This is a genomic window from Mycolicibacterium arcueilense (genome assembly GCF_058536225.1).
In genome coordinates, this window is record NZ_JBZTYL010000007.1 from 775,402 (window position 1) to 791,022 (window position 15,621).

At 66.5% G+C, this 15,621-nt stretch carries 12 protein-coding genes; 9 read left to right on the top strand and 3 right to left on the bottom strand.

Going from position 1 to position 15,621, the window contains the following annotated elements:
* The first annotated feature begins 114 nt into the window (after positions 1–114).
* Positions 115–2,973, top strand: coding sequence for a preprotein translocase subunit SecA (secA, locus tag AC4LGL_RS07960; protein WP_491838241.1), 2,859 nt, complete (start codon positions 115–117; stop codon positions 2,971–2,973).
* On the opposite strand, the gene AC4LGL_RS07965 is transcribed toward secA, so the two are convergent.
* On the bottom strand, positions 2,970–3,467 hold the full coding sequence (locus AC4LGL_RS07965; protein WP_491838242.1) for an Rv3235 family protein: 498 nt from the start codon (positions 3,465–3,467) through the stop codon (positions 2,970–2,972). The two genes, secA and AC4LGL_RS07965, sit on opposite strands and share 4 nt — an antisense overlap.
* Positions 3,468–3,623: 156 nt before the next feature.
* Here AC4LGL_RS07965 and AC4LGL_RS07970 point away from each other — a divergent pair, with 156 nt between their 5' ends.
* The 8 genes from AC4LGL_RS07970 (at position 3,624) to AC4LGL_RS08005 (ending at position 13,789) form a co-directional block, all read left to right on the top strand.
* On the top strand, positions 3,624–5,477 hold the full coding sequence (locus tag AC4LGL_RS07970; RefSeq protein WP_491838243.1) for an ABC transporter ATP-binding protein/permease: 1,854 nt from the start codon (positions 3,624–3,626) through the stop codon (positions 5,475–5,477).
* 115 nt (positions 5,478–5,592) lie between these two features.
* Positions 5,593–7,002 carry a WS/DGAT/MGAT family O-acyltransferase gene (locus AC4LGL_RS07975; RefSeq protein WP_064929018.1) on the top strand — a complete coding sequence of 470 codons (1,410 nt, stop codon included), beginning with the start codon at positions 5,593–5,595 and terminating at the stop codon, positions 7,000–7,002.
* A 121-nt stretch (positions 7,003–7,123) separates the two neighbouring features.
* The gene (locus tag AC4LGL_RS07980; RefSeq protein WP_491838244.1) at positions 7,124–8,851 is read left to right on the top strand and encodes a BCCT family transporter; all 1,728 of its coding nucleotides are present in this window, start codon (positions 7,124–7,126) and stop codon (positions 8,849–8,851) included.
* Positions 8,852–8,860: 9 nt separating this feature from the next.
* Positions 8,861–9,370: a DUF6912 family protein gene (locus tag AC4LGL_RS07985; RefSeq protein WP_491838245.1), complete on the top strand. Its 510-nt coding sequence runs from the start codon at positions 8,861–8,863 to the stop codon at positions 9,368–9,370.
* 20 nt (positions 9,371–9,390) lie between these two features.
* Positions 9,391–10,800 carry a metal-dependent hydrolase family protein gene (locus AC4LGL_RS07990; RefSeq protein WP_491838246.1) on the top strand — a complete coding sequence of 470 codons (1,410 nt, stop codon included), beginning with the start codon at positions 9,391–9,393 and terminating at the stop codon, positions 10,798–10,800.
* Positions 10,801–10,858: 58 nt separating this feature from the next.
* Entirely contained in the window at positions 10,859–11,995 is a 1,137-nt protein-coding gene (locus AC4LGL_RS07995) for a ferredoxin reductase (protein ID WP_491838247.1), read from the top strand.
* A gap of 68 nt (positions 11,996–12,063) precedes the next feature.
* Complete coding sequence (locus AC4LGL_RS08000; protein WP_491838248.1) at positions 12,064–13,302, top strand: fatty acid desaturase family protein; 1,239 nt, start codon at positions 12,064–12,066, stop codon at positions 13,300–13,302.
* A gap of 64 nt (positions 13,303–13,366) precedes the next feature.
* Complete coding sequence (locus AC4LGL_RS08005) at positions 13,367–13,789, top strand: hypothetical protein (protein ID WP_491838249.1); 423 nt, start codon at positions 13,367–13,369, stop codon at positions 13,787–13,789.
* Between the two features lie 4 nt (positions 13,790–13,793).
* Here AC4LGL_RS08005 and AC4LGL_RS08010 read toward each other — a convergent pair whose 3' ends face one another.
* Positions 13,794–14,600, bottom strand: coding sequence for an SDR family oxidoreductase (locus AC4LGL_RS08010; protein ID WP_491838250.1), 807 nt, complete (start codon positions 14,598–14,600; stop codon positions 13,794–13,796).
* A gap of 36 nt (positions 14,601–14,636) precedes the next feature.
* Entirely contained in the window at positions 14,637–15,617 is a 981-nt protein-coding gene (gene rsgA, locus AC4LGL_RS08015; protein WP_491838251.1) for a ribosome small subunit-dependent GTPase A, read from the bottom strand.
* Positions 15,618–15,621: the final 4 nt, after the last annotated feature.

Genomic DNA, 15,621 nt, shown 5'->3' on the forward strand with positions numbered 1-15,621 from the left:
TTTGTCTCTTCGCGCCAGCAGAACCAGCGACTTCGACCGGTCACCTACGATGGACGTCAACTAAGCCCGTGCGATCCCGCCCACGGGATCCATCGAACCCACAGGGGAAATAGCGTGCTGTCGAAGTTGCTCCGTCTCGGTGAAGGCCGCATGGTCAAGCGCCTCAAGAAGGTGGCCGACTATGTCGACACCTTGTCCGACGACATGGAGAAGCTCTCGGACGCCGAGCTGCGCGGCAAGACCGACGAGTTCAAGAAGCGCATCGCCGATGGCGAGGACCTCGACGACCTGCTGCCCGAGGCGTTCGCGGTGGCCCGTGAGGCGGCGTGGCGGGTGCTGTCCCAAAAGCACTTCGAGGTCCAGATCATGGGCGGCGCGGCGCTGCACTTCGGCAACGTCGCCGAGATGAAGACCGGTGAGGGCAAGACCCTGACCGCGGTGCTGCCGGCCTACCTCAACGCGCTGTCCGGCGAGGGCGTGCACGTGGTTACGGTCAACGACTACCTGGCCAAACGCGACAGCGAGTGGATGGGCCGCGTGCACCGGTTCCTGGGCCTGGAGGTCGGCGTCATCCTCTCGGGCCTGACCCCGGAGGAGCGCAGGACGGCGTACCACGCCGACATCACCTACGGCACCAACAACGAGTTCGGGTTCGACTACCTGCGCGACAACATGGCGCACTCCACCGAGGACATGGTCCAGCGTGGCCACAACTTCGCGATCGTGGACGAGGTCGACTCGATCCTCATCGACGAGGCCCGTACCCCGCTGATCATCTCGGGCCCCGCCGACGGCGCCTCCAACTGGTACAGCGAGTTCGCCCGGCTGGCCCCGTTGATGGAGAAGGACACCCACTACGAGGTCGACATCCGCAAGCGCACCATCGGTGTGCACGAGCTGGGCGTGGAGTTCGTCGAGGACCAGTTGGGCATCGAGAACCTCTACGAGGCGGCCAACTCGCCGCTGGTCAGCTACCTGAACAACGCCATCAAGGCCAAGGAGCTGTTCCAGCGCGACAAGGACTACATCGTCCGCGACGGCGAGGTGCTCATCGTCGACGAGTTCACCGGCCGTGTTCTGCTGGGACGCCGCTACAACGAGGGCATGCACCAGGCGATCGAGGCCAAAGAGCACGTCGAGATCAAGGCCGAGAACCAGACACTGGCCACCATCACGCTGCAGAACTACTTCCGGCTCTACGACAAGCTGTCCGGCATGACCGGTACGGCCGAGACCGAGGCCGCCGAGCTGCACGAGATCTACAAGCTGGGTGTGGTGCCGATCCCCACCAACAAGCCGATGGTCCGTGCCGATCAGGGCGACCTGATCTACAAGACCGAGGAAGCCAAGTACATCGCGGTCGTCGACGACGTGTCCGAGCGCTATGAAAAGGGTCAGCCGGTGCTGATCGGTACCACCAGCGTCGAGCGCTCCGAGTACCTGTCGCGGCAGTTCACCAAGCGCAAGATTCCGCACAACGTCCTGAACGCGAAGTACCACGAGCAGGAGGCGAACATCATCGCCGAGGCCGGCCGGCTCGGCGCCATCACGGTCGCCACCAACATGGCCGGTCGTGGTACGGACATCGTGCTCGGCGGCAACGCCGACTTCCTGGCCGACAAGCGGCTGCGCGAAAAGGGCCTGGATCCGGTGGAGACCCCGGAGGAGTACGAGGCCGCCTGGGACGACACCCTCACGGCCATCAAGGAAGAGGCCAACAAGGAGGCCGAGAAGGTCACCGAGGCCGGTGGGCTGTATGTGCTGGGCACCGAGCGTCATGAGTCCCGGCGTATCGACAACCAGCTGCGCGGCCGCTCGGGCCGCCAGGGCGACCCAGGCGAGTCCCGGTTCTACCTGTCGCTGGGTGACGAGTTGATGCGACGGTTCAACGGCGCGACCCTGGAGTCGCTGCTGACCAGGCTGAACCTGCCCGACGATGTGCCGATCGAGGCCAAGATGGTGACCCGCGCGATCAAGAGCGCGCAGACCCAGGTCGAGCAGCAGAACTTCGAGGTCCGCAAGAACGTCCTCAAGTACGACGAGGTGATGAACCAGCAGCGCAAGGTCATCTACAAGGAGCGGCGGATGCTCCTGGAGGGCGAGAACCTCCAGGAACAGGCCCACGACATGCTCGTCGACGTGATCACCGCCTACGTCGACGGTGCCACCGCCGAGGGTTATGCCGAGGACTGGGATCTGGCCAAGCTGTGGGAGGCGCTCAAGACGCTGTACCCGGTGGGCATCGACCACCACGACCTGGTCGATTCCGATGCGGTGGGCGAGCCCGGTGAGCTGACCCGTGACGAGTTGCTCGAAGCACTGGTCGCCGACGCCGACCGTGCCTACGCCGAGCGCGAGAAGCAGCTCGAGGAACTGGCGGGCGAGGGTGCCATGCGCCAGCTGGAGCGCAACGTCCTGCTCAACGTGATCGACCGCAAGTGGCGCGAGCACCTCTACGAGATGGACTACCTCAAGGAGGGCATCGGCCTGCGCGCGATGGCGCAGCGCGATCCGCTGGTCGAATACCAGCGCGAGGGCTACGACATGTTCGTCGGCATGCTCGACGCGCTCAAGGAGGAGTCGGTCGGATTCCTGTTCAACGTCCAGGTCGAGGCTGTGCCTTCGCAGCCGAGCACCCAGGTGGCACCGGTGGCCGCCCCCAGCGGGCTGGCCGAGTTCGCCGCGGCCGCCGCAGCGAAGGCCGGTGAGGCCACCGCCGCAGACGCGGAGTCGGGTGCGGTGGCGACCAAGGAGCGCCCGGCACCTGCATTGCGCGCCAAGGGCATCGAGAACGACGCTCCGCCGCTGACCTACACCGGACCGTCCGAGGACGGAACCGCGGAGGTGCAGCGGTCCGGCGGTGGCGGGAAGCATGCCGCGTCCTCCGGTGGTGGCACACGGCGCGAGCGGCGCGAAGCAGCCCGCAAGCAGGCCAAGACCGGCCGGCCGTCGAAGTCGCACCGCAAGGGTTAACCCAACTGCAGCGCAGTGAGTTGCCAACGGCCACTGCGCAATTCGATACGCCCGGCGATGGCGCGTACGCGCGCCCCGCGGGTATAGGTGGCGAACAGCTCGGCGGCCTCGGGTGAGGCTGCCGGGCGTAACCCCACCCGACGCAGGCTGGCGGTGGTGACGTGCCGGGATGTGGCGGAGGCGACGACCGCGTCCAGCAACAGCTGGCTCATCAGTGATTTCAGCTGAGACGGCGGCCTGCGCCGGTCGACGACCTCAAGGACCCGGCGCAGGGCCATGTCGGCGAATTGCGCCGCGCCGGGGTGCAATTGGCGTTCGGGTTCGGGGCTGACCAGCCGCAACCGGCGCGGGCTGTGCCCGTGCAGCACGGTCGGGGCCGGGCAAGCGGCGGCGGCAGGTACGTCAGGCGGTGGGCCGCCCAGTGGCAGCGCCGGCGGCTCGCAGTCGATGACGGGTGCGGTCAGCGGCTGCACAGCGCGTTTCGGGGTGGTCACAGGCAACCTCCAGCGGTCGGCATCACGGACGACATCTGCTGGAGAGGTGCAGACCTACCCATGATCGCATGGGTTCGGCGTGCCGAAAGCACGGATAATCCTGCGCTCGGTTTCTCCGGTTAGCGTGACGAGAGTCGTCGAACCAGGGGGAACAGAATGGTTCAGCCCAGCATCGATTGGCCGGCCGAGCCGCTGCGCTCGCTGGTGTGGACGCTGCAGGCGTGGGTGATCACGTTCGTGGTGTTCCTCGTCGTGGCAGTGCTCATCGCCAGGTTCACCCGGTGGGGACAACAGTTCTGGCGGGTCAACGCACCGTTCTTCACCGGCGCGGGTAGTTGGCGCACCTGGGCGCTGCTGGCGTTCATCCTGTGGCACACCGTGTATGCGGCGCGGGTGGTGGTCATTTTCACCTACCAGTACGCGGACCTGATGAATGCGGTGCAGGCCGGTTCGGAGGCACTCGCCACCCACGACGACGCGAAACTCGACGCCGCGCGCCAGGCGTTCATGACGTCGTTTGCGATCAGCGGGATTCTGGTGGCGCTCACCGTCATCTACACCGTTGTCGACCTGTTCCTGCGCCGCGTCTTCTCGATCCATTGGCGGGTCTGGCTCAACGCCCGGCTGGTCGACGACTGGATGGCCGGCGATGCGTTCTACCGCAACCGCTTTCTTGATGCGCCGGTGGAGAACCCTGATCAGCGCATCCAGACCGACGTCGAGACCTTCACCACCAAATCGGTCGACCTGAGCATCGGCGCGGTGAGCAAGTCTTTGTTGATCGTCATGTTCACCGGGGTGTTGTGGCAACTATCAGGGCCATTGCAGTTGGGCGGCTGGGTGATTCCGCGGGCGATGGTCTTCGTGGCGTTCATCTTCTCGATCACGGTGACGGTCATCGCGTTCTGGATCGGCCGCCCCCTGGTCCGGCTGAACTTCCTCAACGAACGGTTCAGCGCCAGTTTCCGCTATGCGCTGGTGCGGTTGCGCGACAGTGCCGAGCGCGTTGCGTTCTACCGAGGTGGGGAGCGTGAACGGAAACTGCTGCACTCCCGGTTCGCCGAGATCATCGCCAACATGTGGCGAATCGTGTTCGCGCAGTTGCGCCTCAACGGCTGGAACCGCGGGGTCGGAGACGTGACGACGGGCATGATCCCCTACATCGTGCAGGCGCCGCGGTTCTTTGCCGGTCAGATCACGCTCGGCGGTCTGCTGCAGACGGTTGCGGCGTTCGGAAATGTCTGTGGCGCAATGTCGTTCTTCCGGGACAGCTATGACGAGTTCACCGTCTACCGGGCTGCCCTGATGCGCATCGATCAGATGCTCGAGAGTGATCACCGGGCCCGGGAGCTGCCCCGGATCTCGGTCGCGGCCACCCGTGATTCGCTGGCGCTCACGGAGGTACAGGTCGACGACCTGCAGGGGCGTCCGCTGATCGCGGATCTGTCGATGGTGCTGAACCCGGGTGACAGCGTGGTGGTCAAGGGGCCGTCCGGGTGCGGTAAGACGACCCTGCTGCGCAGCCTGGCCGAGTTGTGGCCGAGGGCCCGGGGACTGGCGGAGTATCCGTACGGGTGGTCGACGCTGTTCCTGCCCCAACTGCCGTACCTGCCGCTGGGCGACCTGCGGGCCTCGGTGGTGTACCCGTTGCCGATTGCCGATGTGGGCGACAGCGAACTGCGGGACACCTTGCGCGCGGTGGCCCTCGGGCATCTGACCGAGCGCCTGGACGAGGAGGCCGACTGGGCGTCGGTGCTGTCCCTGGGCGAGCAGCAGCGGGTGTCCTTTGCGCGGGTGCTGCTGGTCCGTCCGCGGGTGGTGTTCCTCGACGAGTCGACCTCCGCTTTGGACGAGGGACTGGAGGACGCCATGTATGGGCTGGTGCGGGAACGGTTACCCGACTGTGTGGTGGTCAGTGTGGGGCACCGGTCCACCATCGACCGGCATCACCGGTCACGGTTGCAGTTGGAGGGCAGTGGGCGCTGGGAGCTCTCGGTGATCCCGGGATGAACTCTCAGTAGCTCCGGCGTGAAATTGACGCGCGGTAGCACCCGTGATGCGGAGCAGCAGATTCGCCGGTTAACGTGACGGGTTCAAGGGAGCGAGAAGGGGAGGTTGGCGCCGCATGGTGAACAGGCTGTCGGCGTCCGACGCAGCGTTCTTCCATCTGGAGAACACGGCTACGCCGATGTATGTGGGGTCCTTGTCGATCCTGCGCAAGCCGCGGGCCGGCTTGAGTTACGAGACCCTGCTGGAGACCGTCGAGCACCGGCTGCCGCAGATCCCTCGCTACCGGCAGAAGGTGCGTGAGGTGACGCTGGGCCTGGCCCGGCCGGTGTGGGTGGACGACCGGGATTTCGACATCACCTATCACATTCGGCGCTCGGCGCTGCCGTCTCCGGGAAGCGACGCGCAGCTGCACGACCTGATCGCCCGGCTCGGCTCGCGGCCGCTGGACCGGACCCGTCCGCTGTGGGAGATGTACCTGGTCGAAGGGTTGACCAAGAACCGCATCGCCATCTACACCAAGACGCACCAGGCCCTGGTCAACGGGATGACCGCGCTCGAGATCGGGCACGTGATCGTCGATCGCGCGCAGAAGCCGCCGGAGTTCGGCGAGGACATCTGGATCCCGGCCCGCGAACCCAGCGACCGTCAGTTGATGCTCGGTGCGATCGGGGAGTGGATCACCCGCCCGACCACCCAGCTCGCGGCCTTGCGTGACACGGTGACCGAGGTGGCCACCAGTGCCAGCGAACTGGCGGCGGTGGGCCGTCGCGTTGCCGATGTGGCCCGCACGGTCGCCCGCGGCACGGCCCCGAGCAGTCCGCTCAACACCACGGTCTCGCGCAACCGCAGGTTCTCGGTGGACGAGCATCGGCTGGAGGACTACCGACTGGTGCGGGCCCGCTACAACTGCGACATCAACGACGTCGTCCTCGCTGTGGTGGCCGGCGCGCTGCGCAACTGGCTGCTGTCCCGGGGGGAACCGGTCACCCCGACCACCACCGTCCGGGCGATGGCGCCGATGTCGGTGTACCCGGATGCCGAACTGGACTCCACGGGACCGGGCCAGGCCATCAGCGAGGTGTCGCCGTTCCTGGTCGACCTCCCGGTCGGCGAGGGCAATGCGGTGGTGCGGCTGTCGCAGATCGCCCACGCCACCGAATCTCATTCCACCGCAGCCAGCCTGGTCGATGCGCGCACCATCGTGACACTGTCCGGGTTCGCGCCGCCGACCTTGCACGCCATGGGTATTCGGGTGGCGACAGGTTTCTCGGCGCGGCTGTTCAACCTGCTGATCACCAACGTGCCCGGGGCCCAGAAGCAGATGTATGTCGCGGGCACCAAGTTGCTGGAGACGTACGCGGTGCCGCCGTTGCTGCAGAACCAGGTGCTGGCCATCGGGGTCACGTCGTACAACGGCATGTTGTACTTCGGGATCAACGCCGACCGGGACGCGATGAGCGACGTCGACGTGTTGCCGAGCCTGTTCCGCGAATCCCTCGAAGAGTTGCTCGAGGCGGCGAGATAAACCCGGCACGACGCGTGGGCTGTTTGACCTGAGCTGCAATTCGCGGTCTGATGAATTGATCATGCCAGCTGAGATACGAAAAAGTAGATCCGACGAGAACACGCACGAGGCCAAGAGATCCATGGTCAAGAAGACCGAGGATGCGCTCAAGTCGGTTGCCGAGGTGGTGCCCCACCACCCGGTGCTCGACGTCCCGGTAGAGCAGAAGGCCTACACCCGCCGCGCCGGCGTCGACTGGGTGGTTTTCGGGGTCACCGCCGTCATCGCGCTCGCATTCCTGGTCTGGGGATTCGTCAGCACGGATTCGCTTGCCAGCGCCTCGAAGAACGCCCTCGGCTGGGTGATGGCCGATGTTGGTTGGTTGTTCGTCCTGACGGCGTCCGGGTTCGTGATCTTCGTGATCTGGCTGGCGATGAGCCGCTACGGCAACATCCCGCTGGGCCGTGACGACGACGAGCCGGAGTTCCGCACCGTGTCCTGGGTGGCGATGATGTTCAGCGCCGGCATGGGCATCGGCCTGATGTTCTTCGGGGTGTCCGAGCCGCTGTCGCATTTCGCCTCGCCGCCACCGGGAACCGGGGGACCCGGCAATCCCAGGGCGGCCGAGACCGCGATGGCGACCACGATGTTCCACTGGACGTTGCACCCGTGGGCGATCTACGCCGTCGTCGGCCTGACCATCGCTTACGGCGTCTACCGCAAGGGCCGGTTGCAGCTGGTGTCGGCAGCGTTCGAGCCGTTGCTGGGCAGACACGCCAACGGGCCGTGGGGCAAGGTGATCGACATGCTGGCGATCTTCGCCACGCTGTTCGGGTCCGCCGCCTCGCTCGGCCTCGGCGCGCTGCAGATCCGCAGCGGGCTGCACATCGTCGCCGGAATCGGTGAAACCGGCAATGCGGTCCTGATCGGCATCATCACGATCCTCACCATCGCCTTCGTCCTGTCGGCGGTGTCCGGGGTCGCGCGCGGGATCCAGTGGTTGTCCAACATCAACATGGTGCTGGCGCTGGCCATGGCGCTGTTCATCTTCCTGGTCGGCCCGACCATGTTCATGCTGAACATGATTCCGACGTCCATCGGCAGTTACTTCGGAGATCTCGCCCAGATGGCCGCCCGGACCGGTGCCGAAGGCGAAGCGGTCAGCACCTGGCTGCAGAGCTGGACCATCTTCTACTGGGCCTGGTGGATCTCCTGGACCCCCTTCGTCGGGATGTTCATCGCCCGGATCTCCCGCGGCCGCACCATCCGGCAGTTCGTCACGGGCGTGCTGCTGGTGCCCAGCGTGGTGTCGGTGGTCTGGTTCTGTGTGTTCGGCGGCGCGGCCATCTTCGAGCAGCAGAACGGGGTGGACCTGGCCGGCATGGGCAGCCAGGAGCAACAGCTGTTCAGCTTGCTCGGCGAGTATCCGATCGCGACCGTCACCAGCGTGGTGGTGATGGTGCTCGTCGCCATCTTCTTCGTGTCCGGTGCCGATGCGGCCTCGATCGTGATGGGTTCGCTGTCCGAGCGCGGCACCATCAAGCCGACCCGGCCCACGGTGATCTTCTGGGGTGTTGCAACCGGGGCGGTGGCCGCGGTCATGCTGCTGGTCGGTGGAGCCGACGCGCTGAACGGCCTGCAGTCGATCACCATCATCGTCGCGGTGCCCTTTGTGCTCGTGATGATCGGGCTCGCGGTGTCGCTGGTCCGGGACCTGCGCCAGGATCCGCTGGTGGTGCGCCGCGAGTACGCGCTGGAGGCGGTCAACGATGCGGTGGTCGCCGGTGTCACCCAGCACGGCGACGATTTCGTGATTTCGGTGGAGAAGGACCCGCAAGCCGACGACCGCAGAGACGCCGCGGACGATTAACCTCGCGGTGTGCGCGTCTACATCCCGACGACCCTGGTCGCCCTGCAGCAGCTCGTCGCCGACCGTCACCTGCTCGTCGTGAACGGGACCGCGTTCGCGGTCACCCCGACGTTGCGGGAGGCATATGCCGAGGGCGACGACGACGAACTCGCCGAGGTGGCCTTGCGGGAAGCCGCGCTGGCCTCCCTGCGGTTGCTGGCCGGCGGCCCGTCCGATTCGGGCCTGCCGCCACGGCGCGCGGTCGTGGTGGCCGACCCGGGGCCGGACGTGGAGGTGACGATTCGCCCTGATCTCGACGACGCCGTGGTGCGGCTGTCCGGGCCGTTGCCGATCGATGCCGTGGTCGCGGTGTACGTCGACAATGCCGATGCGGAGTCGGCGGTGCTGGCCGCAGTGGACGTCATCGACGAGGCGGACATGGGCGACGAGGACGCCGAACTCACGGTGGGAGACGCCCAGGATCACGACCTGGCGTGGTACGCCCCGCAGGAATTGCCGTTCCTGCTTGAACTGCTCTGATCGACGAGACGGGGATTTTGATGCGCGGATTCGGGCTGTTGGCGGTGCTGGCCGTGGTCTTGGCGAGTGCGGCATGTTCGACCGGCGGGGGTGACACCTCAGCGGCCGGACCCTCGGAACCGGGTCGTCCCGCGGAGTCTGCGCCGCCGCCTGCGGCACCGGGGGTGGCCACCACGGACTTCCGCAACGTGAAAATCTTTGACGGCCATAGTGATCGGCTGTCGGCGCCGTCGAATGTGCGGGTGAAAGGGAACCGGATCGAACGGATCTCCACCGCGGAGCTCCCGGCTGATCCGGCCGCCACGGTGATCGACGGCGGTGGACGCACGTTGATGCCCGGGCTGATCGACAACCATTGGCACACAATGCTCGTGCGGCCGCCGGTGACACAGCTGACGACGTTGGATCCGGGGTACCTCAACCTGTTGGCCGGCGCCGAGGCCGGCGACACCTTGATGCGTGGATTCACCACGGTGCGCGATCTCGGTGGCCCGAGCTTCGGGCTCAAGAAGGCCATCGACGAAGGCGTCATCGACGGACCGCGCATCTTCCCGTCGGGTGCGATCATCACCGTCACCAGCGGCCATGGTGACTTCCGTACCCCCGCGGATCTGCCGCGCAATCCCGGTGGCCCGCAGTCGCGTCAGGAGGAACTCGGCGCCGCCATGGTGGCCGACAGTCCCGACGAGGTGCGGATGCGTGCGCGCGAGCAGCTGTTCCAGGGTGCCTCGCAGATCAAGCTGACCGCCGGGGGCGGGGTGTCCTCCCCGCACAGTCCGCTCGACGTCACCACCTTCACCGAACCCGAACTGCGGGCGGCCACCGAAGCGGCTGGCAACTGGGGCACCTATGTGGCCGTACACGCCTACACCCCGCAAACCATCCAGCAGGCGATCCGCGCCGGCGTCACCTGCATCGAGCACGCCCACCTGATGGATGAGGCGACGGCCAAAGAGATGGCGGACAAGAACATCTGGCTGAGCACGCAGCCCATCCCGGCCGAGATGATCGGTGCGTTTCCGCCGGGCTCCGACGAGGCCGCCAAGGCCAAGGAGATCGTCGACGGCGTCGGCAACGTCTATCAGTTGGCCCGCAAGTACAAGCTCAAGACGGCCTTCGGCACCGACATCCTGTTCTCGCCGCAGCTGGCGCCGAAACAGGGCGCGCTGTTGGCCGGGCTGGGCAAGTGGTTCTCACCCGCCGAGACGTTGACGATGGCCACCGGGACCAACGCCGAACTGCTGGCGATGTCAGGCAAGCGCAGTCCGTACGCCGGAAAGCTGGGCGTGGTGCAGGAGGGGGCGCTGGCGGATCTCTTGCTGGTCGACGGTGACCCGCTGGCTCAATTGGACCTGGTCGCCGACCCGGAACGTAATTTCAAAGTGATCATGAAGGATGGGAAAACGTACAAGAACACCTTGGCGTCCTGACCTGTGAGAGCGGACGTACGACTAGCTACGGGGCAGTAACCTACGGTACCGTAGGTTCATGGCCAAGAACTCCATCAAGGTCTCGGCCAATGTGGCCGACACGGTCCGCCCCACGATCGCCGGCGCCGCGCGGCGCCCCGGCTGGAACGCGCTTCGCCGCATCGTAGGTCAGGTGACCACGCCGCTGCTGCCCGACGACTACCTCAAACTGGCCAACCCGTTGTGGTCGGCACGGGAGTTGCGCGGCCGGGTGGTCGAGGTGCGGCGGGAAACCGCCGACTCGGCGACATTGGTGATCAAGCCGGGCTGGGGGTTCGCGTTCGACTATGAGCCCGGTCAGTACATCGGCATCGGTGTGCTGATCGACGGGCGCTGGCGCTGGCGGTCATATTCGCTGACCTCGACGCCGGAGAAGTCCGCGCGCACCATCGCGATCACTGTCAAGGCGATGCCGGAGGGCTTCTTGTCGGCGCACCTCGTCGACGGTCTCCAGCCGGGAACCGTGGTGCGACTGGCCGCGCCGCAGGGCAACTTCGTCATGCCGCAACCGGCGCCGGCGACGGTCCTGTTCGTGACGGCGGGCTCGGGCATCACCCCGGTGATGTCGATGCTGCGCACCCTGGTGCGCCGGGGCCAGATCACCGACATCGTGCACGTGCATTCCGCGCCAACCGAATCCGATGTGATGTTCGGGCAGGAGCTGGCGGAACTGCACGATGCGCATCCCGGCTATCGGCTGTTGTTGCGCAGCACTCGGACCGAAGGCAGGCTTGATCTGGCGCAACTCGGTGAGTTGGTTCCCGATTGGCGTGAGCGTCAAGCATGGGCGTGCGGGCCCGAGGGCATGCTCAACGACGCCGAACAGGTGTGGGAGGCCGCCGGTATCGCCGAGCACCTGCACCTGGAGCGGTTCGCGGTGTCGCGGGCGGCTCCGCACGGCGCCGGGGGCACGGTGACGTTCGAGCGCAGCGGCAAGGAGGTCACGATCGACGGCGCGACGCCGTTGATGGACGCGGGGGAGCAGGTCGGGATTCAGATGCCGTTCGGCTGTCGGATGGGGATCTGCCAGTCCTGTGTGGTGGGCCTGGTCGAAGGGCATGTGCGCGATCTACGCACCGGCGTCGAGCATGACCCGGGCACCAGGATCCAGACGTGTGTTTCCGCCGCTTCCGGCGACTGCGTGCTGGATGTTTAAGCTTTACTGGCTAGTAACCTACGGGATCGTAGGTTACGCTACCGTAGGTAATTGAGAGGAGGCTGACGATGGCAGTAACCGACGTTCCCGCATTCGCGCATCTGACCGATGCCGACATCGAGAATCTGGGCATCGAACTCGACGCGATCCGACAAGACATCGAAGACTCCCGTGGTGAGCGGGACGCCCGCTACATCCGCCGCACCATCGCGGCGCAACGTGCGCTCGACGTCGCCGGCCGCGTCATGCTCGCGGCGAGCTCGAAGCGTTCCGCGTGGTGGGCGGGCACCATCACCCTGGGCGTGGCCAAGATCATCGAGAACATGGAGATCGGCCACAACACCATGCACGGCCAGTGGGACTGGATGAACGATCCCGAGATTCACTCCTCGTCGTGGGAGTGGGACATGAGCGGGGCGTCCAAGCACTGGCGGTTCACCCACAACTTCATGCACCACAAGTACACGAACATCCTCGGCATGGATGACGACGTGGGCTACGGCGTCATCCGAGTGACCCGGGATGCCAAGTGGAAGCCGTTCAACCTCTACGGCAACCTGCTCTTCAACACCCTTCTCGCGATCGGCTTCGAGTGGGGCGTCGGGTTGCAGCACCTGGAGCTCGGCAAGATCTTCAAGGGCCGCGACAACCGCAACGCGACGCTCGTCCGGGTCCGTGAGTTCGGCGTCAAGGCCGGCCACCAGCTGGCCAAGGACTACGTGGTCTGGCCGGCGATCACGTCGCTGTCGCCCGGTGCCACCTTCAAGTCCACCTTGAAGGCCAACGCGGTGGCCAACGTCATCCGCAATGTCTGGGCCAACGCGGTGATCTTCTGCGGCCATTTCCCCGATGGCGCAGAGAAATTCACCAAGACCGACATGGTCGGTGAGTCCAAGGGGCAGTGGTATCTGCGCCAGATGCTGGGCAGCGCCAACTTCAACTCGGGACCGGTGCTGGCCTTCATGAGCGGCAATCTGAGCTACCAGATCGAGCATCACCTGTTCCCGGATCTGCCGAGCAATCGGTACGCCGAGATCGCGGTCCGGGTGCGGGCGCTGTGCGACAAGTACGACCTGCCCTACACCACGGGGCCGTTCCTGGTGCAGTACGGCAAGACCTGGCGCACGATCGCCAAACTGTCGCTGCCGGACCGGTTCCTGAAGGACACGGCCGACAACGCCCCGGAAACGCGCAGTGAGCGGATGTTCACCGAGCTCGACGGGTACGGCGTCACCGATCCGACGACGGGACGTCGTCGTGGTCTGAAGACGGCCATCGCGACCGTGCGGGGCTGGCGCCGGCGCTGAGACTCCAAGCAATTGCCCGACGCACTCCCAGGGTCCTCGCAGTCGTCGTTCATATTCTGCGTTCGTGAGGAAGCTACTTGCGGCAGCCCTGGTGCTGGGCGCCTCGGCCGTTCCGGTGGGTGCACTGGCCACCGGTATCGCCGCGGCCGACGACTACGCCGGGCAGAAATACTCCGACGTGCAGTCGGAGCTGTCCGATGCCGGGATGAAGGGTGTCGTCGCGACCCGCTCGGGTGATTCCGAGGCTGACGACGACTGCGTGGTGGCGAGCTCGGAGAAGGCGTCCTGGCACAAAGGGGACAACTTCGCGCCCGTCACCGACACGGTGCTGATCAACCTGAACTGCAACGCCGGGGTGGCCTCGGCCAAGACCCCGGGCAACTCGGCCGCCAGCCCGGAGGGGCGCGCCGCCATCGCGGCGGCCAAGCAGCAGGCCGAGGAGGAACAGCAGCAGGCTGCGGCCGACCAGGCCAAGACCAAGCACTGACCCGTTACATGTTGAGTTCCCAGACCTTCGGCCAGTCCTTGCCCCGGAGGGCGGCGTCGATACCGCCATCGACGAAGATGACCGACCCGACGAAGTAACCCGCATCGGGGCCCAGCAGGAATGTCACCAGCGCGGCCACCTCTTCGGGCCGCCCGCCGCGTCCGGCGGGGATCGTCTTGAGGAACTGCTCCATCCCCGCACCCGTCAGCGGATCCTTGCGGCCCTCCTGGGTCATCGGGGTGTCGATGAGCCCCGGCGCGATCGCGTTGAGCCGGATGCCGTCGGCGATGTACTCCGCCGACTTGGTGCGGGCGTAGTACGCCAGGGCTGCCTTGGTCGCCGGGTAGGCCTGCAGCGCCGCGTAATCGCCGTAGGTGGAGGCGACGGTGTTGGCGCCCGTCTCGTCACCGGCCAGGCAGGCCTCGGCCAGCTCTACCGGCCAATTGGGTTGGGTGGTCGTCGAATTCGAACTGATCAGCACCACCGAGGCGTTCTCCCGGCCGGCCAGCAGCGGACGCAGACCTTCCAGCAGCTCGATGGCACCGAAGTAGTTGACGGCGATGAGCAGGTCCGCCGGACGGCCGGTTGCGGCGGCCAGACCGGCGAACGGGACGAAACCGTCGATGCCGCCGTCGGCCAGTTCGGTGACCTTGACGATCGCCTCCGCACGCCCGTCGGGGGTGCTCAGGTCCACGTTCACGTCGGCCCCGCGCAGGTCGACGCCGATCACCCGATGCCCGTCGGATTCCAGCCGTTTCTTGGTTGCCGCTCCAAGCCCAGAGGCGCTGCCGGTGAGAACGTAAGTAGCCACGATCAGCGACCATAGTCGCCGAGACGTCGGCGCAGGTCAGGCTTCCCGCAGAGCGGTCAACAGGTGACGCGCCGCCGCGACCCGGCCCGCCGCCGGCCCGGTCAGGGTGTCCAGCGCACATTCGGGATCGGCTGGTGGGCCCATATGGCCGCAGCCGCGCGGACAGTCCTCGATGGTGTCGGCCAGATCCGAGAACGCCCTGATCACGTCGTCCGGTTGAATGTGCGCCAACCCGAACGACCTGATGCCCGGGGTGTCGATCACCCAGCCCTGCCCGTCGAGCGGCAGTGCCACCGACTGGGTGGACGTGTGCTTGCCCTTGCCGACGCCCGAGACCTCGCCCGTGGCCCGATCAGCCTCCGGGACAAGGCGATTCACCAGCGTCGACTTACCCACGCCGGAATGCCCGAGGAACACGGTGACTTGATCGGTCAGCAGCGGTGCGACGGCGTCGAGTGGATCGTCACGGCCCGCGGTGACGATGGTCAGATCGAGATCGGTGAACTGGGCGGCGAACGGCTCGGGGTCGGCGAGATCGGATTTCGTCAGGCACAGCACCGGTTTCAGGCCGCCCGCGTAGGCGGCGATCAGCGCGCGTTCGACGAAGCCCGTGCGTGGCGGCGGATCGGCGAGAGCCACCACGATCAGCAGCTGGTCGGCGTTGGCGACCACCACCCGTTCCGTCGGATCGGTGTCATCAGCGGTGCGGCGCAACACTGTTCGGCGTTCACCACGGCGGACGATCCGAGCCAGGGTGTCGGGGCGGCCGGACAGGTCGCCGACGATGTCGACGTCGTCGCCGACGACGATCGGGGTGCGGCCCAGTTCACGGGCCCGCATCGCGACCACGCGGTGATGCGGGTCGCGATCCAGGGCGCAGCCCCAGCGGCCGCGGTCGACGGTCACCACCATCGCGGACTGGGCATCGGCGTGGTCGGGGCGGGTCTTGGTGCGCGGACGGGTACCCCGGCCCGGCCTGATCCGGACATCGGACTCGTCGTATTCCCGCGCTCCCAAAGTG